The organism is Flavobacterium sp. K5-23 (genome assembly GCF_023278045.1).
Classification (GTDB): domain Bacteria; phylum Bacteroidota; class Bacteroidia; order Flavobacteriales; family Flavobacteriaceae; genus Flavobacterium.
On record NZ_CP056783.1, the window covers coordinates 2,917,983 to 2,939,946 of the forward strand.

Sequence of the window (21,964 nt, forward strand, 5' to 3'; positions counted from 1 at the left end):
TACATAATTTATATGAGTTATGTAAACCTTGCTAATACTGCTTATAAATTGACTTCATTTACTATTAATAATAGTAATCCAATTGAATTCTATCTCCTATTGTCAGGTTATATGAACCATTATTAGCAGCATTATAACTAACGGCTAAACCACTTACTGAATAGGCTGTATTACTGATTCGTATACCGTTTATATACATTTTAACTTTACTATTGGCAGATGGTGTATTTGCTAAAGTAAATACTGTTTGGCTATTGGTAGTTGCCAAGGCTTCATAAGCCACTTCTGTAATACTAACGGATAACCAGCTTGCCGTTCCGCTACCATTTGTAGTTAACACCTGGCCATTCGTACCATCTGTATTTGGATAGGTTATTGCTCCTGCAACCAACTTACCACTTGTGTTTACAGAAACGACACTAGTATTACCCAGCTGAACCGTATTGGATCCTTTACCAATGGCAGAACTACCAATCACAATTTCATTAGCCCCGTTATCAGCCTTTGGTCTTGTATTGGCCCCAATTAGCACTGAATTATTAATAATGGTATTGTATGTCGCTCCATCTTGAATATATCTTCCAGCAAATGCACCCAATACAGCATTATTTGATCCTGCAGTATTTCTGTCTATTGCAGCAACTCCTATTGCCGTGTTTGATTGACCATTCACATTTTGCTCAAGGGATTGTACTCCTAATCCAGTGTTATACCCACCAATTGTATTTGAGATCAAAGAACTTTGTCCGACAGCTGTATTTCCACCTCCGGTAGTGTTTAAAAATAAACTATAGATTCCCACACCAGTATTATTACTTCCTTGAGTATTATACTTCATCGAAAAACCTCCTATAGCCGTATTGTTATTACCCGTTGTGTTTGAGTTCATAGCTTCAGATCCAATTCCAGTGTTATAAGAACCAGTCGTATTATTCTGTAAACTGGTATATCCTGTTGCGGTATTATCATAACCGTTATTTGTTAGCAGTGTTACACTTCCAATTGCCGTGTTTCTTGACCCCCCTGTATTGTCTCTCAAAGCCTGACTTCCCAAAGATGTATTATGAAAACCATTTGTGATACTTTTCATAGTCTCTATACCCACTGCTGTATTATAAACAGCACCGCTTAATACTCCTGTAGTTTTATGACCGATTAACAAACTTCCCGTAAACTCAGCTCCCTGGTTTTTAGCATCTGTTAGATCATTTAAGGAAGAAACGGTTGAGCCCGGTGCCCAGCTCGCAATTCCACTACCATCGGTTGTTAAAACTTGTCCGTTTGTACCATTCGTGTTAGGATAAGTGACTGCACCTGTGGTTAATTGACCTGTAGTTGTTACAGATGTTATACTAGAGTTACCTAATTGTATTTTATTACTTGCATCTACTATTGCACCATTTCCAATAGCAGTGGAATTATTTAGACTATTTGATGAGACATCTGCGTAATATCCTAATGCTGTATTAGAATTACCAGCTGTAATCGTTTGTAAAGCATTCCTCCCAATAGCTACATTATTACTTCCAGTAGTATTATTACTTAATGAACCGTATCCATTAGCCGTATTATTATTACCAATTGTATTATACATTAAAGAATGACCCCCGTAAGAAGTATTATGACTACCCGTTGTATTTGCTCTTAAAGAATACACCCCTTTAGCAGTATTGAAAATACCAGTTGTATTTTCTCTTAATGCTTCATATCCAACTGCAGAATTTCCATATGCAGTAGAATTTTTATATAAAGCAAAAGAACCAATTGCTATGTTTACTGAACCAGTTGTATTTAAAGCAAGACTCTCTTGACCAATTGCTAAATTAGAACTAACTGTCCCCGCACCGTTTCCAATACGAATGGAATTAACAAAAATATCCGAGTTAAACCATTTTCTTCCATCAATAGCTTGATTAGTAGTTAAATCCACAAAACTTTGAGTAGCAGAACCTGTTCCACCGTTAGCAATGGCAACAATCCCTGTCACATTTTCAGCATTTCCGCTACTAGTTAAATAAGTATTGGAGTCAATACTTCCGTCTGCTTTTAAAAACTGTGAAGATGTTCCTCCAGATTTAATAAACGAAAATGCAGTAACCGAACTCGTAAAACGCCCATCACCTTCAACGTCTAATTGATATGAAGGAGTATAATTGGCACCTATTCCAAATCTACCTTCCCCATCAATTGTTAATCTCCCACAACAGCCTCCTTGAACCAATGATAATCCAGTGCCATTTATTCCAAATTCCCAAATACTACTTCCTGCTAAAGTTAAAGAAGAAACTCTAAAATTAGAAGAAAAATCCCCATATGTTCCCTTCAATGTCCCAGTCAATGTCCCGCCTGTCAATGGTAAAAAATTGGCGCCTGAGGTTGAAATTGCAGTTGTTACATATTCAGTTGTAGCAATTTGAGTCGAAGAAGTTGAAGAGCTTGCTGTAGGTGCAATTGGGATTCCAGTAAATATTGGTGAAACTATATTTGCTTTTAAATCTAAATCAGTACTAGTAGCAAAACTACTCAAATCTTGGTCTCCGGTATTGGTACCTGATATTGCTGCTAACTTCGTTTTTTCTGTTGTAGAATAATCCTCGGTTGATAATCCCTTGCCTGTTACTTTGTCTACTTTTATATCCAAAGCCGTTTGTGTCGCTGTCGAAACTGGTTTATTAGCATCTGTAGTATTATCTACATTAGATAATCCAACCATTGTTTTGTCAATTCCTGAAACTGTTCCAGTAAAAGTTGGCGAAGCTAAGTTAGCTTTTAAATCTAATGACGTTTGTGTAGCTGTTGAAACTGGTTTATTAACATCCGTAGTATTATCTACATTAGATAACCCAACCATCGTTCCCGTTATTCCTGATACTGTTCCAGTAAACGTAGGTGAAGCAACATTCGCTTTTAGTGCTAAGTTAGTATTGGTAGCAAAACTACTCAAATCTTGGTCTCCGGTATTGGTACCTGTTATTGCTGCTAACTTAGTTTTTTCTGTTGTAGAATAATCCTCGGTTGATAATCCTTTGCCAGTTACTTTGTCGACTTTTATATCCAAAGCCGTTTGTGTCGCTGTTGAAACTGGTTTATTAGCATCTGTAGTATTATCTACATTTGTTAATCCAACCATTGTTTTGTCAATTCCTGAAACTGTTCCAGTAAAAGTTGGCGAAGCAATATTCGCTTTTAACGCTAAGTTAGTATTGGTAGCAAAACTACTCAAATCTTGGTCTCCGGTATTGGTACCTGTTATTGCTGTTAACTTAGTTTTTTCTGCTGTCGAATAATCCTCGGTTGATAATCCTTTGCCAGTTACTTTGTCGACTTTTATATCCAAAGCCGTTTGTGTCGCTGTCGAAACTGGTTTATTAGCATCTGTAGTATTATCTACATTTGTTAATCCAACCATTGTTTTGTCAATTCCTGAAACTGTTCCAGTAAAAGTTGGCGAAGCAATATTCGCTTTTAACGCTAAGTTAGTATTGGTAGCAAAATCACTCAAATCTTGGTCTCCGGTATTGGTACCTGTTATTGCTGTTAACTTAGTTTTTTCTGCTGTCGAATAATCCTCGGTTGATAATCCTTTGCCAGTTACTTTGTCGACTTTTATATCCAAAGCCGTTTGTGTCGCTGTCGAAACTGGTTTATTAGCATCTGTAGTATTATCTACATTTGTTAATCCAACCATTGTTTTGTCAATTCCTGAAACTGTTCCAGTAAAAGTTGGCGAAGCAATATTCGCTTTTAACGCTAAGTTAGTATTAGTAGCAAAATCACTTAAATCTTGATCTCCGGTATTGGTACCTGTTATTGCTGTTAACTTAGTTTTCTCCAATGTTGAAAAATCCTCAGTTGACAACCTTTTGCCTGTTTCTTTATCCACTTTCAAATCTAAAGCTGCTTTTGACGCAATAGAAACCGGCTTATTAACATCGGAAATGTTATCTACATTTCCTATACCCAGATTAATTTTTGCACCCGAAATGTTAATCGCATTTGTACCTCCATTTTCTATGGGTACAATACCTGTAACATTCTCGGCATTTAAAGCTGAAAAAGCAAAAGGAACATAATTGAAAGGCTCATTACTAATCTCCGTAAAGTTCGAACAATCACCATTTGTATTTATTCCTACAACCAAACTTTTATTTGAGGTATTCCAAACTACGGATTTAAAAGAATCAGCATAACCACTAGTTTGTGTACCAAAACCAATTATTAAATTAACCATCCCAAATTGATCGGTTTTAGTTTGAACTGTTTCCTGATATTCAACATTTGAAAATTCATCAATGAATTTGAATACCAAACAAATATTTTTTTTAACTAAAGGGCCATTGGAATTAGTTACACTAGAGTATTGACTTCCCTGTGTATTCATAATTACTGCTTGATAAGTAATTCCATTGGTTTGCGCAACATTTTTAGTTGCTGCAAAAAGTAGTAATAAGATAATTATTTTTTTCATAATGAAACGAATTAGTATTGAATATGAACTTTTATTAATAATTGATAGATATAAAATATTGTTTTTTAACAAAGTAGTATTAGTGCACTAGATTAAATCTATCTCACACATCGTTAAAACAATTTAGCAGAAAGTGACTATTCTAGATTGACAGCTAAAGTCAAGTTGAGAATTAAGTTTATTAAAAATATACTTAGGGGGATTTTCAGAAAAACAAACATCTATTTCTTGATAAAAAAGAATGTAACGTTGTATAATAAAAGTAAATAAAGAGTAGTTTTTTATCATAGTTTTATAATTTGAGTATAGTAAGTGAATGTATCTGAATTTAAGCTAACTAAATATTGTGATGTCGGTAAATTTGATAAATCAACACTGAGTACTGTATCAATTGCATTTTTCTTTCCTTCAAAAACTAAACGTCCGCTAACATCATAAACATAGATCATTATTGGTTCAGTAATAGGTTTAGAAAAATGAAAGTTAATAGTATTTGTAAATGGATTGGGGTACGTTTTAGTAGAAATAAAATCTACAACATTAGAAGAAATATAGTCATTCCAAACGCTTTGCTGAAATCCTTGGTTAATAAAATATTTATTGCTTTTCGAATTCCCAATTATACTTTGCTGACCTATTGTTTGCCTTACAACTACCCCATTAGACAGCACCTTTGTATCTCCTTGTGAAGACAACATCTGATGATGCAAAACTTGACCATAGAAAGTAGCAGAAAAAAATAACAACAAATATTTCATGTGACTCATATTTAATTAATATTAAAATATTCTAATAAGCAAAAGTTAATTTATTAAAAAATTCAATAAACATCGAGTAAATACAAAAAAATTCGTTTAAACACGTTTTTTTATAATATTAGCAGCTAAATTCTTATTTAATAATTCATAAATAAAACAGTAATTCCTACAAAACAAAAAAGGCTCAACCGTTGAGGTTGAGCCTTTTACATATTTTATAAATAATTTATTTTTTATAATACTTTCTATATTTAGGATACGTTATCGCTCCTATAAAAGATATTGTTCCTAGAGAATACCAAATCCAGTCTAAAGAATGAGCTTCACCACTTGCATAAGAGTGTAAACCAACTAAGTGAAAGTTTACTCCATAATAGGTAAATAAAATCGAAATAAAAGCGAACATACTCATCAAGTTAAAAGTCCACTTCCCTCTTAAAGAAGGAACAAAACGTGCATGAATCACAAATGCATAAACCATAATACTGATTAAAGCCCAAGTTTCTTTTGGGTCCCAACCCCAATAACGTCCCCAACTTTCATTGGCCCATTGCCCTCCTAAAAAGTTCCCTATAGACAACATAATCAATCCAACGGTTAAAGCCATCTCATTGATGTAAGTTATCTCTTTTAGATTTAAATCCATTGTAGCTTTGTTCTTGTCATTAGTGAAAAAGATTAATAACAAGGAAACAAATCCTAATATCATACCCAATGCAAATGGTCCATAACTAGCCACAATAATAGCAACGTGAATCATTAACCAATAAGAATTCAATACCGGCTGTAAATTAGCAATTTCAGGATCAATCCAGTTTTGGTATGCTGCCCAAAGAATCATAGCTGTTACAAATGCGGAAGAAGCCACAGTCAGTTTAGATTTAATATCGAATGCTAAACCAAAAAACATAGTCGCCCAGGAAATATAAATAATAGATTCATAGGCATTACTCCATGGCGCATGTCCTGAAATATACCATCGAGCAATAAGCCCTACTGTATGCAAAACAAATAATAATCCTATTATAACATGCATTGTATTAACGGCTATAGCTAATGCTTTTCGCTCTTTGAAAATTCTTAATATTGTAAAAGTCAACATTAGAATAGAAGCAAAAATATACCAATACGGAAGTTTTTGAAAAACATCATATTTATTATACAACACCTCAGCAGTTATCTTTTCTTCACTTGGTCTTACTTTACTTCCAAACTTTTTCTGAAAACCATTAATGCTTCCTAATAATTCATCGGCATTAGTATAATCATTAGTTTGAGAAGCATTGTTTAAAGTCCCAAAATATAGAGGTAAAATGCTTTTAGTATAAGTAGAATCCATTCCTTTCAAACCTGAATGTTCTAACTCTAGGTAAGAAATCCATTTGTTGTTTGGGTCATTAGGAATTGGGAAAATCTTTAAGATACTACCACTTAAAGCCGCTTCCATTAAGTTTACTTTCTTATCAGTTTCAATAAAACCCTTCTCAAAGTTATTAGGATTCGCTGCTTTATAAGCATCGTCTAAATAAGGTGACAATTTATAATTTCCTTTTTCATCAAAAAAGGCGATAAAAGGAGCGTATTCAGCCTTCGAATCTATTCCGATAATTTTGCGAATGCTGTCATTTTCTTTTTTGATGTAAATCAAAGGTACTTCTATCCAGTATTTAGCATATTGAGACATCGATAAAAATACCTGATCTGAATTCATTCCTTTAAAAGTATTGCTGTGGCTTACTTTACGCAACAATTCAGATGAGAATGTATTTATTGGCTTCATACGTCCGCCAGCATCCTGAACAACCAGTCTACCAAATTTAGCCGCATGTGCTTCCTTAACTTTAAATTTATTCAATAAAGAATCCAGTTGTTTCTCCGTAGGTGCAATTCTAATATGCGAACTACTTTCCTTGTGATCTGCATGCCCACCGTCTTTATCATGTGCGTGATCATGAGTTTGAGAAAAACCTTGAAAACTTAATAACAATACTAAAATTGTCAATAGTTTCGCTTTTTTAGTTTTTACCACTTCCAATTTTCTTTTTATATCAGCAAAACGAGAATGCTTAGTAAACAATATGGCTGTCATAGCGAAAAACAACATGAAATATCCGAAATAAGTTATCCATGTACCCCAAAAATCGTGATTAACAGATAACACAGTTCCTTTTTCATCTGGATCAAATGAAGACTGGAAGAAACGGTATCCATCGTGGTCCAAAACGTTATTCATATATATTCGGGCGTCAAAAGGTTTAATAGGGTCTTGAACCGTAACCTGGCTTTCAAAAGAAGAGTAGCTTTTTTCAGTTCCAGGATATTTTGAAGCAATGAAATCGTTCAATTTTATTTTAAAAGGCAAAACATAAGCCTTACTACCGTAGAAAAAAGTATATTCTATTTTACCAATTTTTACTGTTTGTGGCTCTCCCGTTCTACCTTTAGAACCTAAAACGGTTACTTCTTTTTCCTGACCTTCGGCTTTAACTTTAACAACTAAAGCGTCTTCGTTGTTTTTAGCTTTAAAATCATTTTTTGATTCATAAGCAATAACTCCTTTTACAGCAGGATCTGGAAATACAAATCGCATTTCTCCAATACTGTAAAGCGAACGCATCATTAAAGGTTGTACATTATCCTTAGTAACCTCTCCTTGAAATTTATCTGCCATTCGCATAAAATTTCCTTCAAATGGAGTTTGAATTGTATAAGCATTTCCTGTCGTTGTAATATTTATGGCTCCTTCAGTTGGGATATTTAGAGCAAATAAAGTGTTGTGGATATTCTGAACTTCCCCTTCCTTAAGAAAATGTTCCTCACGCCCTCCGTCTCCTGCTTCAACCAGTTTTAAATATAGAATACCATTATTATCCGCCTTAACTGTTTCTTTGGCGCCCATAATGAAATTTTCATAGCTCACTTCAAATTTAGTATCGGCAAATTGGTCAGAAATAGAAAAATTATTATTGGTAACAGGGGAAAGCAAAACTTTTTTCTCAAAAACCCTACGTTTCATTTCACCCTTATATTCTCCATCCACAAAGATTGTCAAAAAGGTTTTATCCGAATAAAATTGATTTTCGGCAGCTCCTTCACGAATAGGCATCATCCCTTCGAAACTAATGTATCGTGTTACAAATGCACCCAAAAGAATAAAAACAAAAGCCAAATGGAGTAATAATGTAGCCCATTTTTCTTTTTTGAATAATTGGTATCGTTTTATATTCCCAATAAAATTGATCATAAAAAATACCATTATCACTTCAAACCACCAAGAGTTATAAACCAGAATTCGTGCTGTATCAGTGTTATACTTGCTCTCTATAAAAGTTCCTGCTCCCATTGCAATTGCAAAAGTCAGAAAAAGAACAGCCATTAATCGTGTGGAAAACAAAATTGAAAATATATTTTTATTCATTTGTAAGGAATTACGTTTTATAAAAGTGCGACAAAAGTACTTAAAATTGTTGACTTGTATATTCGCTTTTTTGTTAATTTAACACAAAAAATAAGCTTTCCTTACCTTCTAAAACCATATAAAACTATTTGCGGCATTGAATCGAAATCATTCCTGTATAAAGCTATAAAGACAACGCTTTTTTTTTTAATTTTGTCGAATGATTAAAGTAACAATAATAGGCTCAGGAAATGTAGCCCAACACTTGATTAGAGCTTTCAGTAATATTGAAAATCTGAATTCAACTATTGTATTGACCCAGGTTTTTTCTAGAAACAAAGATATACTTGGTAATGTTCTAGATTCAAGCAAAATAACGGATGATTTAAATACATTAGAAGAAGCTGATTTGTACATTCTAGCAGTTTCTGACGATGCTATTTCCGAAGTATCTACCCAACTCCCCTTTACTAATAGACTTGTAGTTCATACTTCTGGTACAGTTGCTTTAGAAGCTTTGGATAACAAAAACAGGAAAGGCGTTTTTTACCCTTTACAAACTTTTACAAAAAACAAAGCAGTCGATTTTAAAACAATTCCAATTTGCTTAGAAACAAAATTGGAGAATGATTATGCAATTATCGTAGAAGTGGCTAAATCTATTTCGGATGCTGTATTTGAAATACGTACTGAACAAAGAAAGGCATTGCATGTTGCAGCCGTTTTCGTTAATAATTTTACTAATCATTTATACAAAATAGGCGAAGAAATTTGTAACGAACATCAAGTACCTTTTGAGATTCTAAAACCTTTAATAGTAGAAACAGCTCAAAAAATAATGGTACTTTCGCCTGAAAAGGCACAAACAGGGCCTGCAAAACGAAATGACACCAAAACAATTGAAGCGCATCAGGCGTTTTTGTCAAATGAAAATCAATCCACTATTTATAAAATACTAACACAATCAATACAACATAATGGCAAAAAGTTATAAAGAAATAATGAACGACATCACCACTTTTATATTTGATGTTGACGGCGTGCTTACAGACAGTTCCGTATTTGTTACTACTGAAGGAGAAATTCTTAGAACTATGAATATTCGTGACGGTTATGCTATGAAAGCAGCCGTGGAAAGCGGTTATAACGTATGTATTATTTCAGGAGGAAGCAATGAAGGTGTACGTGTTCGTTTGAGAAATCTTGGAATAACTGATATTCATTTAGGGACACCTAATAAGGTTGATACTTTTGATGAATATACTGATTTGTATAATATAAAACCAGAACAAGTGTTATATATGGGAGATGATATTCCTGATTATCATGTTATGAAATTAGTGGGCTTACCTACTTGTCCACAAGACGCAAGTCCTGAAATTAAAGCCATTTCAACTTATATTTCTCACGTAAAAGGAGGAAAAGGAGCTGCTCGCGATGTAATCGAACAAGTGATGAAAGTACAAGGAAAATGGATGGCACATTTTGACGGAAAACTTGATTAAGTTAAGGGTTTAAAAGTTTAAAGTTTAAGGTTATATATTCTCAATATCTAACCCATAACTCATAATTCATAACTAATGTCACCCTGAGCGTAGTCGAAGGGCATAACTCATAACTTACAACCCATAAATGATTTTTTTAAAACTCATTCGTTACCAAAACCTGCTGATGCTTGCTTTTATGCAATTGCTGTTTAGATATGGTTTTTTGAAAATGCAAAATATTAATTTAGCACTCTCTGACTGGCAATATAGTTTATTAGTTTTAAGCACTGTTTTACTGGCAGCAGCCGGTTATGTAATAAATAATATTTTTGACCAGGGAACAGATACAGAGAACAAACCAAATAATGTAATAGTAGGCAAAAAAATATCTGAAACAACCGCATACAATATTTACGCAGTATTAAACATTAGCGGTGTCGCAATTGGTTTTTATTTATCGAATGCAATATCAAAACCAGGTTTTGCCTCCCTTTTCATATTGATTGCAGCTTCCTTATACTTATATGCTACCAGCTTGAAACAAATTATGATTGTTGGGAATGTTATTGTAGCTTTATTACTTGCTTTCAGCGTGATTATAATTGGTTTTTTTGATATATATCCAGCCATTAATGAAGAGAATCAAAGGCAAATGGCTAATTTGTTTTCGATTCTTTTTGATTATGCCCTATTTGCTTTTATGATTAATTTTATTCGGGAAATCGTAAAAGATTTAGAAGATATAAAAGGAGACTTAAGTCAGGAAATGAAAACGTTACCCATCGTTTTAGGAGTGTCAAAAACTACAAAACTAGTTTTTGCTTTGGGATTGATTCCAATATTTTCCATATTGATATACATCAACAAATATTTTATTTCCAATGATTTATTAATCATCACATTTTACGCTTTTCTATTTGTCGTAGCACCCTTAATTTATTTTTGTATAAAAATATGGACTGCTAAAACAAAAGAAGATTTTCACACATTGAGTTTACTTCTAAAATGGGTACTCCTTTTCGGAATTATCTCAGTGCTTATTCTTACCTTAAATATAAAACACAATGCTTAAAAATAAATTAAAACAATACAAACTTATCTTGGCTTCAGGATCACCAAGAAGACAACAATTCTTTAAGGATCTAGACTTGGATTTTGAAATTCGACTAAAAGAAATCGAGGAAATTTTCCCCTCAGAATTAAAAGGAGCAGAAATCACGAACTATCTGGCTATATTGAAAGCAAGTGCTTTTGAAGGGGAATTGCAAGACAATGAAATCCTTGTCACTAGTGACACTATAGTTTGGTTTAATGATAAAGCATTGGGTAAACCAAAAGATGAACAAAATGCTTTTGAAATATTAAAATCATTATCGAATGCTACTCACGATGTAATCACATCCGTTTGTTTTAAAACCAATACAAAAACAGACCTTTTATGTGAAACGACCAAAGTTACTTTTAACGAATTAAGTGATGAAGCCATCTTATATTACATTGAAAACTACAAACCATTTGATAAAGCGGGAGCTTATGGTATTCAAGAATGGATAGGTTTTATAGGTGTTGCTAAAATTGAAGGCTCTTATGCAAATGTTATGGGGATGCCTGTGGATAAAGTATACGAATATTTGAGTAAATTAGCTTAAAACTAAAAGACATGAACTTTTTAGAAAATTTTACAAAAGAGGTAATAGGAACTGGAATACTACTGTTTTTAGTTATTTCATTGAGAATTATTGTTTCAAAATTAGTAAGACGATTTGCAAAATCAACTCATATCATTGAGCACCGTACAAATCTGGTTGTAAAATACATCCATTTATTAATTACAATTCTAGCTTTAATTTCTTTAATAATCATCTGGGGAGTACAGACTAAAGATATTTTTATCACTGTTTCTTCAATTTCCACAGTAGTAGGTGTAGCGATGTTTGCCCAATGGTCCATACTGAGTAACATTACTTCTGGGATTATCCTGTTTTTTTCTTTTCCCTTTAAAATTGGGGATGTCATCCGTATTCATGACAAAGATTTCCCTATTGAAGCAGAAATTGAAGATATACGAGCTTTCCATGTTTCATTAATAACAAAGGATGGAGAAACGATTATTTACCCTAATAATCTTCTTTTCCAAAAAGGGATTTCTATCCTGAAAATTCATTTTGATGATAAAGAATTTATTGACTAGTGTTTTTTAATTAAAAATTAAATGTCGTATTATTATATTCTAAATTGAAAGTTTTAAAACCGTAATTATATAAAAAATAACAAAAAAAACATAACATATAACTGTTCAAAAAACATCATATTTGCTTGTTAAAACATTAAATAATTTTAGAGATTTAAAACTTATCTTTTAATTACTATTACAATATGGGCAATACAATAAAATATCCTTTTTATATCAGGCTTTCTTTTACTTTGATAAGTTTAATTAGTATTACTTATATTTTCCATTTAGGTAAAAATGTACTGATACCTATTCTAATGGCATTTCTAATTGCTGTTTTATTATTACCAATCAACAACTTTTTTAATACAAAATTGCGTTTTCCAAATGCTTTGGCTGTTACAATAACTGTTCTCCTTTTTGTATTATTAATAATGGGGATTCTTGCATTTATATCCTATGAAATAAGTGATATTGCTTCAGATTTTGTAAAAATCAGAAAAAACATTAATATGTTCATCACTGATATTCATAGATATATTAGAACAAACTTTAAAATTAGTATTTGGGAGCAAAGAAAATATATTGAGGATGTGGCTCAGGACTCCGTAAAGAAAGGAAAAGAAACAATTGGGACTACTTTAATCTCAGTAACAGACACTATTTTAAACATTACGTTAATACCTATATATACTTTTCTAATTCTTTTATACAAAACACATTTCATAGTCTTTTTATCAAAACTATTCAGAAAAGAATATCATCCGAAATTGCAAGAAATTTTAGCTCAAATCAAGGTATCAGTACAAAGTTATATTTCTGGTTTGATTATAGAAATGATCGCCGTTTCAGTTTTAACAAGCATAGGTCTTTATTTAATAGGTGTTCAATACGCTATTTTATTAGGTATCATAACAGGGATACTAAATTTGATTCCCTATTTAGGTATTTTACTTGCCGGTATTTTAACCATTTTATCCTCATTGACTGGTACTCCAGATATATCAATAATCCTTGGAGTAATTGGAGTTAATTTCGTTGTACAAGTGATAGACAATAATGTACTTGTACCTATGATTATAAATACAAAAGTCAAAATAAACGCTTTTGTTTCCATAATTGGAATTATCATTGGTGGAGGTATTGCTGGGACTGCAGGAATGTTTTTAGCAATTCCTATATTAGCGATTCTAAAAATTATTTTTGATAGAATAGATTCTTTAGAACCTTGGGGTTATTTAATGAGTGATAATTTACCCAAAAATTACATTTGGAATGCAAAAGAGAAACCAAACCAAATTATAGAATCCACTACTGAGAATTTACAAAACGATATAGAAAACAATACAACTTAAGTATTCTTTCGAATAAAAACCGCCTTTTCATTCCTTTTTGTTTTAACTTTATATAACTAATACACAGGTTCCTATCATAATAAAAATGACCTATAAATGGTTCTTGCTCCTACTCTATTATTTTTTTAAATATTGAGCAGCAAAAAAAATCATTATTAATTTGAATCTTTAAACCCAAAAAATAAGTTCAAACAAGCCAAACCTATTGACAAATCACAAGTTTAGTTTTTAAAATAAATTTTAAAAAAATGCTTATTAATCATAAACATATTCTGTTTATATTATTTCTCTGCTACTTTCAGGTTTCTTTTTCCCAAAATAACAAAAAGAAAAAAGACACTTCTGATATTAATAGAGAAAATCAACTTATAATACAAAAAAGTAACTTTCCCAAGTTTATAAAAAAACATAAAGTTGAGTCAAATGATACTTTAAAACAAAAAAAAACTACTTTAAATTATATTGATTTTGAAGGTAAAATTATTCGTAATATTTTCATTACCACACTTGATCCCTTTGGTTATTCGGATCTAGATACCATAATGAAACCAAAAGGATGGATTCAAAAAACGGGAAACAGAATCCATATTAAAACCAAGAAACTTGCAATTAGAAACTTATTACTCCTAAAAAAACATACCCCTTTTGATTCCATAGTAGTTAAGGAATCCGAACGCTTGTTACGAACTCAAAATTATGTTAATCAAGCCAATATAACCCAACAACTCATTAGCCCTGAGTCTGACTCGGTCGATGTTTTTGTTCGGGTTTTAGATTCCTGGAGTACCGTTCCACAAGGTTCTTTTATAAGTTCAGAATCTTTTGTAGAATTAAAAGAGTATAACTTTTTGGGGCTTGGACATCGTTTCGATAATAAGTATACCAACAGCGCAGATGAAAAAAAGAAAGGATATGAAACATCCTATACCATTCCAAATATTAAAAACACTTACATAGGCACAAAATTAAGTTACCACAAAGAAGTGGCGGAATCTTATGGTAAAAGTATTGCCGTTGAGCGTCCGTTTTTCTCCCCTTTAACCAAATGGGCTGGCGGAATTTATTTAGACCAACAATTTCTTAAAGACACCCTTCAGGGACCTGATTTACAATATGCACAGCAAAATATAAAATTTGAAACCCAGGATTATTGGATGGGAAAATCATTCCGAATTTTTAAGGAAAACACGATAAAAGACAGAACAACAAATCTAATTTTAACCGGTCGATATCTTAATATAAATTATTTAGAAAGTCCTCTTTTAGATTATGATACCATCCGTTTTTATTCGAAAGAACACTTCATTCTAACCGGAATAGGTATTAACAGTCGTAAATTCGTAAAAGACCGTTTTATATTCAAGAACGGAATTATTGAGGATGTTCCTATAGGAAGAATTTATGGTGTAACTGTAGGATATCAATATAAAAACAATAACTGGAAGCCTTATCTGGGATTCCAATTTTCCTATGGATCCTATAATAAATGGGGATTTTTGAGTACTAATATTGAATTTGGAAGCTTTTTTGATAACTCAAAAACCGAACAAACTGCTTTTTCAATTTCAGCAAATTATTTTACAAATCTAATAAAAGTGGGTAGTTGGAAATTGAGACAGTTTGTAAAGCCACAAATAATTATTGGACTAAACCGATTAAATACTCCCGGAGATCGACTTACACTGATTGATGTTTTTGGTAGTCAAGATTTTAACAGTACACTAAATGGAACAAAAAAAATAGCCCTTACTTTACAAACACAGGCTTATTCACCATGGAGTTTATGGGGGTTTCGTTTAAATCCATATTTCAATTATTCGATTGCGATGTTATCCGGCATACAAAATTCCATTAAGAATAAACCGTATTCTAAAATTGGTATTGGACTAATAATTAACAACGATTACTTAGTATTCAGTTCTTTTCAGCTATCTATCGCTTATTATCCAAGTACTCCATCTAATGGAGATAATGTATTTAGAATTAATTCATTTGAAACTTCAGATTATGGATTACATGGATTTGAATTGGCTAAACCTCGTACCCTTTCCTATAAATAAACTTAATCTACTGATAATCAAATTATTTTACAGTATTTTTCTTAATTTTTTATTATCTTTATACTAGTTACGACATTAATTTAAAACCAATTAAAGATGAAAAAACTATCCTTTTATTTAATGATAATGATGTTGTCATTAAGTTTCCTTCCTTCCACAGCTCTAGCAGCTGAAAAAACAAATCCAAAAGAAGTTCCTGCTGAAGTTCAAAAAATGCTTGACCGTCTAGAAGAGATTAAAGAAATTGATAAATCTTCATTAACCAGAGTTGAAAAAAAAGAACTTCGTAAAGAAGTAAAAGAGATTAAAACTAATTTAAGATCGTCAGGAAATGGATTGTATCTTTCTATAGGAGCTATAATTATCATTATCCTTTTATTGATTCTTTTAGTATAATTCTTTATACAAATAATTAAAAAGCTGTCTGAAATAATATTTAGACAGCTTTTTTTTATAGACCAATCTATATATTTAAACACTAATCTTGGCACAGTTGTTGGCTTTAACTCTAAAGTACTGACTATGTTACTACTTACATAACAAGTTAAAAAAGAGAAAGATGAAAACATTAAAATTAATTGCTTTAGGAATAGTCCTGTTTGTGACTGGTTCCATTCACGCACAAGTTTCAGTAAGTGTAAATATAGGCTCTCCTCCATTATGGGGTCCTGCTGGTTATGCTGAAGTAGACTATTATTACCTCCCAGATGTTCAGTCCTATTATGACATACGAGCCTCCCAATTTATTTATTTTGGAAATGGTAGATGGATTAGATCAAGATACTTGCCTAGACAGTATCGAAACTATGATTTATACAGTGGTTATAAAGTTGTGCTGACTGACTATCGTGGAAATAGCCCATATATTCATTATAAAAATCATAAAACCAAATATTATAAAGGGTATAAAGGGAAACCACAAAGAACAATTGGTAACAAACATGACAACCGCAATAATAGCAACAATAAAAAAGGAAATGAAAACAAGGGGAAAGGAAATAAAAAACATTAATTTTTATTTCGATCAAACTAAAAAAGAAACGCAAACTGCGTTTCTTTTTTTTTGAATAAACCCCAATAGAATAGCAATAAACGCATCGTGGCACAGTTGTTGGTTTTAGCACAGAAGTATTGTTTGAAACAATATTTATATAACCCACAATAAATAATAAAGATGAAAAAATTAAAATTAATCGCCATTGGAATAATACTACTCGTATCGAGTTCGATTCAGTCACAAGTCTCCGTAAATGTAAATATAGGCACACCTCCTTTATGGGGACCCGTAGGTTATGCTGAAGTAGATTATTATTACCTACCAGATATAGAAGCCTATTATGATATTAGAGCAACGCAATTTATTTATTTTGGTAATGGAAGATGGATCAGATCCAGAAATTTACCAAGACAATATAGAAATTACAATTTGCACAATGGGTATAAAGTAGTTTTAAATGATTACCACGGACATAGACCGTATTCCCATTTTAAAAATCATAAATCTAAATACTACAAAGGATACAAAGGAAACCATCAAAGAACCTATGGTAATAGAAATGGTAATTACAGACAACATGATAATTACAGGCATAATGACAAACACGGAAAACAAAATCATTATAAAAACAATAAACGATATGAAAACCGTGATCATAAAAACCATAAAGGGAATAGAAAAGATAGAGATTAATCTAACTTGATTTCTAAAAAACATTCAAGATGAAGAGAGGGAGCTAAATTTAGCTCCCTCTTTTTGCGTTTATTCAATTTATCATTTTTATAAAAGAAATAAAAAACATCTTCAAAATTGATTTTATTACTACATTTGAACTCATTGCAAATTAAATTTAAAAAAAATGCAAAAACAGTATTACTACATATTTCTTTTTCTCTTTTTTTCTTTTCAAATACTACAAGCACAACAGCCTAAAAAACCGAATTCAGTAGAAATATACAACCAAATCCAGAAGCTTAATTTTCTGGGATCTGTACTTTATATTGCTGCGCACCCTGATGATGAGAATACGCGGCTGATTTCGTATTTATCGAATGAAAAAAATGCTCGAACAGCTTATTTATCTCTAACTCGCGGTGATGGTGGGCAAAATTTAATAGGACCACAATTAAGAGAATTATTAGGAGTAATTAGAACACAAGAACTTATTGAAGCCCGAAAAATTGACGGTGGAGAACAGCTATTTTCTCGTGCCAATGATTTTGGATATTCTAAAAATCCGGCAGAAACATTACAAATTTGGGATAAAGAAAAGGTTTTGTCCGATATCGTTTGGGCAATCAGAAAATTTCAACCAGATGTAATCATAAATCGTTTTGATCATCGCTCTCCGGGAACTACTCACGGACATCATACTGCCTCGGCAATGTTGAGTGTGGAAAGTTTTGATTTAGCTAATAATCCAACTGTTTATCCTGAACAACTAAAACTTGTAAAAACTTGGCAACCCAAACGCCAATTTTTCAATACTTCTTGGTGGTTTTATGGAGGGAAAGAAAAATTTGATGCTGCTGACAAGACAAATTTAGTTTCATTACAAACAGGCGTATATTATTCTTCAACTGGAAAATCAAATCAGGAAATTGCAGCATTGAGTAGAAGTCGTCATCAGTCACAAGGTTTTGGAAGTACAGGAAGTCGTGGTGAAGAAACTGAATATTTAGAATTCATCAATGGAGAACGATTAATAGACAAAACAAATCTTTTTGAGGGGATAGATACAAGTTGGAACCGAGTAAAAGGCGGAAAATCTATTGGAGAATTATTAACAGTTATAGCGTCTCAATTTGATTTCTCTAATCCATCTGCCAGTATTCCTGCTTTGGCGAAAGCCTACACTATGATACAATCATTAGAAGACAATAATTGGAAAACATTAAAATCTGATGAAATAAAAAATACAATTGCCGCTTGTTCCGGACTCTATCTCGAAGCTGTTTCAAAAGACCAGGAAGTTACACAGGGAAGCCTTGTCAAACTAAAAATTGAGGCAATTAATCGAAGTGCTACCCCAATGCAATTGATGAGTATGACGACTTTGCCTGAAAATAAAAAAACAGTTGTAAAGACGGAGCTTAAAAAAAATATTTTAAATAATATAAACCTTGAATTGCAATTAGATTCTAACATCGCTTACACCCAACCCTACTATTTAAAAGAAAAAGGAGATGAAGGAATGTATACGGTTAATGATCAAAAAAACATTGGAAAACCTGATATTATCCGAGAAGTAAAAGTGGTTTTCAATATTTTAATTGATGGAGTTGAAATTCCTTTTGAACGCACTGTGGTCTATAAATTTAATGATCATGTAAAAGGGGAAATTTATAATTATCTTGATATTGTTCCTGAAGTAACCACTACAATTATTGATAAAATATCCCTTTTTAACAATGGAAAAGAAAAATACATTGCAGTAAATATTAAAGCTGGTAAAGATAACATTAAGGGAAATTTACAGCTTGAACTACCTGAAGACTGGAAAGTATTTCCAAAACAAATTCCGTTTGAAATAGAAAAAAACAAGGCAGAAAAAACTGTGTATTTTGAAGTTATCGCTCCTAAATATCCTTCTGAAGTTACCGCTAAAAGTATAGCTATAATTGATGGTAAAAGATATGATAGAGAACAAACCGTAATTAATTACGATCACATCACAAAGCAGCAGGTACTAAAACCAGCCGAAGCTAAATTCATCAAACTGGATTTAAAAACTAACGGTCAAAAAATAGGTTATATTATGGGTGCAGGTGATGAAGTCCCTGAAAGCTTAACTCGAATGGGCTATAGTGTAACCTTACTGAATGCGGAGGATATTACACCAGAAAAACTAGAATCATTAGATGTAGTAATTACTGGAATTCGTGCCTATAATACTGTTCAGGAATTAGCTAACAAACAAGCTATTCTATTTGATTTTGTAAAAGAAGGAAAAACTATGATGGTGCAATACAATACTCTAGATGAGAATGTACCCGCCAATATAGCTCCTTATCCTTTAAAAATTTCTAGAGATAGAGTAACTGAAGAAAATGCCGAAATGCGGTTTTTAGCTCCAAATCATCCCGTTTTAAATTACCCTAATAAAATCACGACAAAAGATTTTGAAGGATGGAAACAAGAACAAGGGTTGTACTATCCAAACGAATTTGACAAGGCTTTCACTCCTATTTTATCTTCAAACGATAAAGGGGAAGACCCTACAAATGGCGCTTTGTTAATTGCTCGCTATGGTAAAGGACATTACATCTATACAGGTTTAAGTTTTTTTAGAGAATTACCAGAGGGCGTTTCAGGAGCATATCGATTGTTATCAAATATAATCTCCTTAAAATCTGATGTAAATCTTCCACCTCAAAAGATAAAACAATAATAAATACGAATATGAAGGAACCAAAAAATAAAAACTGGAAAAAAAGCTATAGTTGGGTGCTAATAGCCAATGCGATATACATATCCATCTTTTACCTAATAATGAAATTATACTCTTAAAAACATGCAACTATTCGATTGGATTGTACTTATTGGAACCTTATTATTTATTGTAATATACGGATCTTGGAAAACTAAAGGAAGTAAAAATGTAGAAGATTTTATTCTTGGAGGAAACGAAACACCATGGTATACAGTGGGACTTTCTGTTATGGCTACTCAAGCCAGTGCGATAACCTTTTTATCAACTCCCGGTCAGGCCTATCATGACGGAATGGGGTTTGTACAATTCTACTTTGGTTTACCCATTGCTATGGTTGTAATTTGTTTAACATTTATACCTATTTATCATAAATTCAAAGTTTACACCGCTTATGAATATCTCGAGCAACGATTTGATGTAAAAACACGTTCGCTTGCTGCTATCCTTTTCTTATTTCAAAGAGGATTAGGGACAGGATTAACCATATATGCGCCAGCGATAATATTATCGGCGATATTAGGTTGGAATCTTACTTACATGAATATTGTTATTGGGGCTTTAGTAATAATCTACACTTTTTCAGGTGGTACAAAAGCGGTGAATGTTACCCAAAAACAACAGACGTTTGTAATTATGTCTGGTATGTTCATTACATTCTTTCTTATTTTACACTTTTTACCAAATGATATGACTTTCAGCAATGCGATTCATATTGCTGGTGCAAATGATAAGATGGACATTCTAAATTTCTCAACAGATCCAGAGGAAAAATATACTTTTTGGAGTGGAATCACTGGTGGTTTCTTCTTGGCGCTAGCCTATTTTGGGACAGACCAATCACAAGTAGGTCGTTATTTATCAGGAAAATCTGTGCGTGAAAGTCAGATGGGATTAATAATGAACGGACTTTTAAAAGTGCCAATGCAATTCTTTATTTTATTGACTGGGGTAATGGTTTTTGTTTTTTTTCAATTCAATCCTGTTCCATTAAATTTTAATCCAAACAATAAAATAACAATTGAAAAATCCGAATACAAAGAGGAATACCACGTATTGGAAAAAAAATTAGAAACGCTTTCCGAGGATAAAAAAGTGGTTAATCTATTGTATATCGACCAACTAAATCAGGATTATGATAATCCTATATTGAGAAAAGAATTAGTTGCCATTTCAGCAAAAGAAAAAGATTTACGAGACCGAGCAAAAGAAATTATTCTTAAAGCCGACAGTTCCAGTGAAACTAATGATAAAGATTATGTCTTTTTTCATTTTATTCTAAATTACCTGCCTAAAGGACTTATTGGCTTGTTGCTTGCCGTAATTATGTCTGCAGCGATGTCTTCAACCGCTTCAGGATTAAACGCTCTGGCATCAACAACGGCTATAGATATTTACAAAAGAAATTTAAAGACGGTAAAATCAGAAAAACATTATCTGAATGCTACAAAATTCTTTACCTTGTTTTGGGGTATAGTGGCTATTCTTTTTGCCTGTATCGGAACCTTGTTTGAAAATTTGATTCAGTTGGTCAACATTATAGGCTCTATCTTCTATGGAACCGTATTGGGGATCTTCCTTGTAGGTTTTTATATAAAATATGTAAAAGCCAAAGCTATTTTTTCAAGTGCGGTTATTAGCCAAATCACCATTTTTATTATATACTACTTTGCTATTTACATTCACCCAAGCGGAGAAGAAAAATTGGGTTATTTATGGCTTAACTTTATAGGAGCTATGCTTACAATTGTCCTTTCTTCGTTTATGCAATGGACCATCTTTAGAAAAGAAAAATAAATAATATAAGCATAAAAAAAACCGTCTTGTTTAACAACAAGA

The 21,964-nt window shown here is 32.3% G+C and carries 15 protein-coding genes; 12 read left to right on the plus strand and 3 right to left on the minus strand.

What is annotated here, in order from left to right; genetic code table 11:
* Positions 1 to 64 precede the first annotated feature (64 nt).
* From FLAK523_RS12670 to ccsA, 3 genes are all read right to left on the minus strand, one after another.
* Complete coding sequence (locus tag FLAK523_RS12670; RefSeq protein ID WP_248904000.1) at positions 65 to 4,468, minus strand: hypothetical protein; 4,404 nt, start codon at positions 4,466 to 4,468, stop codon at positions 65 to 67.
* 284 nt (positions 4,469 to 4,752) lie between these two features.
* Complete coding sequence (locus FLAK523_RS12675; protein WP_248904002.1) at positions 4,753 to 5,226, minus strand: T9SS type A sorting domain-containing protein; 474 nt, start codon at positions 5,224 to 5,226, stop codon at positions 4,753 to 4,755.
* A 226-nt stretch (positions 5,227 to 5,452) separates the two neighbouring features.
* Positions 5,453 to 8,644, minus strand: coding sequence for a cytochrome c biogenesis protein CcsA (ccsA, locus tag FLAK523_RS12680; RefSeq protein WP_248904011.1), 3,192 nt, complete (start codon positions 8,642 to 8,644; stop codon positions 5,453 to 5,455).
* Positions 8,645 to 8,843: 199 nt separating this feature from the next.
* On the opposite strand from ccsA, the gene FLAK523_RS12685 reads away from it, so the two are divergent.
* The 12 genes from FLAK523_RS12685 to FLAK523_RS12740 all read left to right on the plus strand — a co-directional run bounded on the left by FLAK523_RS12685 (position 8,844) and on the right by FLAK523_RS12740 (position 21,922).
* Complete coding sequence (locus tag FLAK523_RS12685) at positions 8,844 to 9,617, plus strand: Rossmann-like and DUF2520 domain-containing protein (protein ID WP_248904013.1); 774 nt, start codon at positions 8,844 to 8,846, stop codon at positions 9,615 to 9,617.
* On the plus strand, positions 9,601 to 10,128 hold the full coding sequence (locus FLAK523_RS12690) for an HAD family hydrolase (RefSeq protein ID WP_248904015.1): 528 nt from the start codon (positions 9,601 to 9,603) through the stop codon (positions 10,126 to 10,128). The genes FLAK523_RS12685 and FLAK523_RS12690 overlap by 17 nt, the downstream gene beginning before the upstream one ends.
* Before the next feature lie 127 nt (positions 10,129 to 10,255).
* Positions 10,256 to 11,182 (plus strand): geranylgeranylglycerol-phosphate geranylgeranyltransferase, encoded by a 927-nt coding sequence (locus FLAK523_RS12695; protein WP_248904017.1) that lies wholly within the window; start codon positions 10,256 to 10,258, stop codon positions 11,180 to 11,182.
* The gene (locus tag FLAK523_RS12700; protein WP_248904019.1) at positions 11,175 to 11,759 is read left to right on the plus strand and encodes a Maf-like protein; all 585 of its coding nucleotides are present in this window, start codon (positions 11,175 to 11,177) and stop codon (positions 11,757 to 11,759) included. The genes FLAK523_RS12695 and FLAK523_RS12700 overlap by 8 nt, the downstream gene beginning before the upstream one ends.
* A gap of 11 nt (positions 11,760 to 11,770) precedes the next feature.
* Positions 11,771 to 12,301 carry a mechanosensitive ion channel family protein gene (locus FLAK523_RS12705; protein ID WP_248904035.1) on the plus strand — a complete coding sequence of 177 codons (531 nt, stop codon included), beginning with the start codon at positions 11,771 to 11,773 and terminating at the stop codon, positions 12,299 to 12,301.
* A 185-nt stretch (positions 12,302 to 12,486) separates the two neighbouring features.
* Positions 12,487 to 13,638, plus strand: a complete 1,152-nt coding sequence (locus FLAK523_RS12710) for an AI-2E family transporter (RefSeq protein ID WP_248904037.1) — start codon at positions 12,487 to 12,489, stop codon at positions 13,636 to 13,638.
* Positions 13,639 to 13,886: 248 nt separating this feature from the next.
* Positions 13,887 to 15,698, plus strand: coding sequence for a hypothetical protein (locus tag FLAK523_RS12715; protein WP_248904039.1), 1,812 nt, complete (start codon positions 13,887 to 13,889; stop codon positions 15,696 to 15,698).
* 96 nt (positions 15,699 to 15,794) lie between these two features.
* Positions 15,795 to 16,094, plus strand: a complete 300-nt coding sequence (locus FLAK523_RS12720) for a hypothetical protein (RefSeq protein ID WP_248904041.1) — start codon at positions 15,795 to 15,797, stop codon at positions 16,092 to 16,094.
* Between the two features lie 163 nt (positions 16,095 to 16,257).
* Entirely contained in the window at positions 16,258 to 16,710 is a 453-nt protein-coding gene (locus FLAK523_RS12725; protein WP_248904042.1) for a hypothetical protein, read from the plus strand.
* A 162-nt stretch (positions 16,711 to 16,872) separates the two neighbouring features.
* Complete coding sequence (locus FLAK523_RS12730) at positions 16,873 to 17,388, plus strand: hypothetical protein (RefSeq protein WP_248904044.1); 516 nt, start codon at positions 16,873 to 16,875, stop codon at positions 17,386 to 17,388.
* 166 nt (positions 17,389 to 17,554) lie between these two features.
* Positions 17,555 to 20,086, plus strand: coding sequence for a PIG-L family deacetylase (locus FLAK523_RS12735; protein ID WP_248904046.1), 2,532 nt, complete (start codon positions 17,555 to 17,557; stop codon positions 20,084 to 20,086).
* A 123-nt stretch (positions 20,087 to 20,209) separates the two neighbouring features.
* On the plus strand, positions 20,210 to 21,922 hold the full coding sequence (locus FLAK523_RS12740; protein ID WP_248904048.1) for a sodium:solute symporter: 1,713 nt from the start codon (positions 20,210 to 20,212) through the stop codon (positions 21,920 to 21,922).
* Positions 21,923 to 21,964 lie beyond the last annotated feature (42 nt).

Coding starts and splice junctions, on each gene's coding strand:
- FLAK523_RS12685 (WP_248904013.1), top strand. CDS start 8,844: ATGATTAAAGTAACAATAATAGGCTCAGGAAATGTAGCCCAACACTTG.
- FLAK523_RS12695 (WP_248904017.1), top strand. CDS start 10,256: ATGATTTTTTTAAAACTCATTCGTTACCAAAACCTGCTGATGCTTGCT.
- FLAK523_RS12715 (WP_248904039.1), top strand. CDS start 13,887: ATGCTTATTAATCATAAACATATTCTGTTTATATTATTTCTCTGCTAC.
- FLAK523_RS12670 (WP_248904000.1), bottom strand. CDS start 4,468: ATGAAAAAAATAATTATCTTATTACTACTTTTTGCAGCAACTAAAAAT.
- ccsA (WP_248904011.1), bottom strand. CDS start 8,644: ATGAATAAAAATATATTTTCAATTTTGTTTTCCACACGATTAATGGCT.
- FLAK523_RS12735 (WP_248904046.1), top strand. CDS start 17,555: ATGCAAAAACAGTATTACTACATATTTCTTTTTCTCTTTTTTTCTTTT.
- FLAK523_RS12705 (WP_248904035.1), top strand. CDS start 11,771: ATGAACTTTTTAGAAAATTTTACAAAAGAGGTAATAGGAACTGGAATA.
- FLAK523_RS12700 (WP_248904019.1), top strand. CDS start 11,175: ATGCTTAAAAATAAATTAAAACAATACAAACTTATCTTGGCTTCAGGA.
- FLAK523_RS12730 (WP_248904044.1), top strand. CDS start 16,873: ATGAAAAAATTAAAATTAATCGCCATTGGAATAATACTACTCGTATCG.
- FLAK523_RS12720 (WP_248904041.1), top strand. CDS start 15,795: ATGAAAAAACTATCCTTTTATTTAATGATAATGATGTTGTCATTAAGT.
- FLAK523_RS12675 (WP_248904002.1), bottom strand. CDS start 5,226: ATGAAATATTTGTTGTTATTTTTTTCTGCTACTTTCTATGGTCAAGTT.
- FLAK523_RS12690 (WP_248904015.1), top strand. CDS start 9,601: ATGGCAAAAAGTTATAAAGAAATAATGAACGACATCACCACTTTTATA.
- FLAK523_RS12710 (WP_248904037.1), top strand. CDS start 12,487: ATGGGCAATACAATAAAATATCCTTTTTATATCAGGCTTTCTTTTACT.
- FLAK523_RS12725 (WP_248904042.1), top strand. CDS start 16,258: ATGAAAACATTAAAATTAATTGCTTTAGGAATAGTCCTGTTTGTGACT.
- FLAK523_RS12740 (WP_248904048.1), top strand. CDS start 20,210: ATGCAACTATTCGATTGGATTGTACTTATTGGAACCTTATTATTTATT.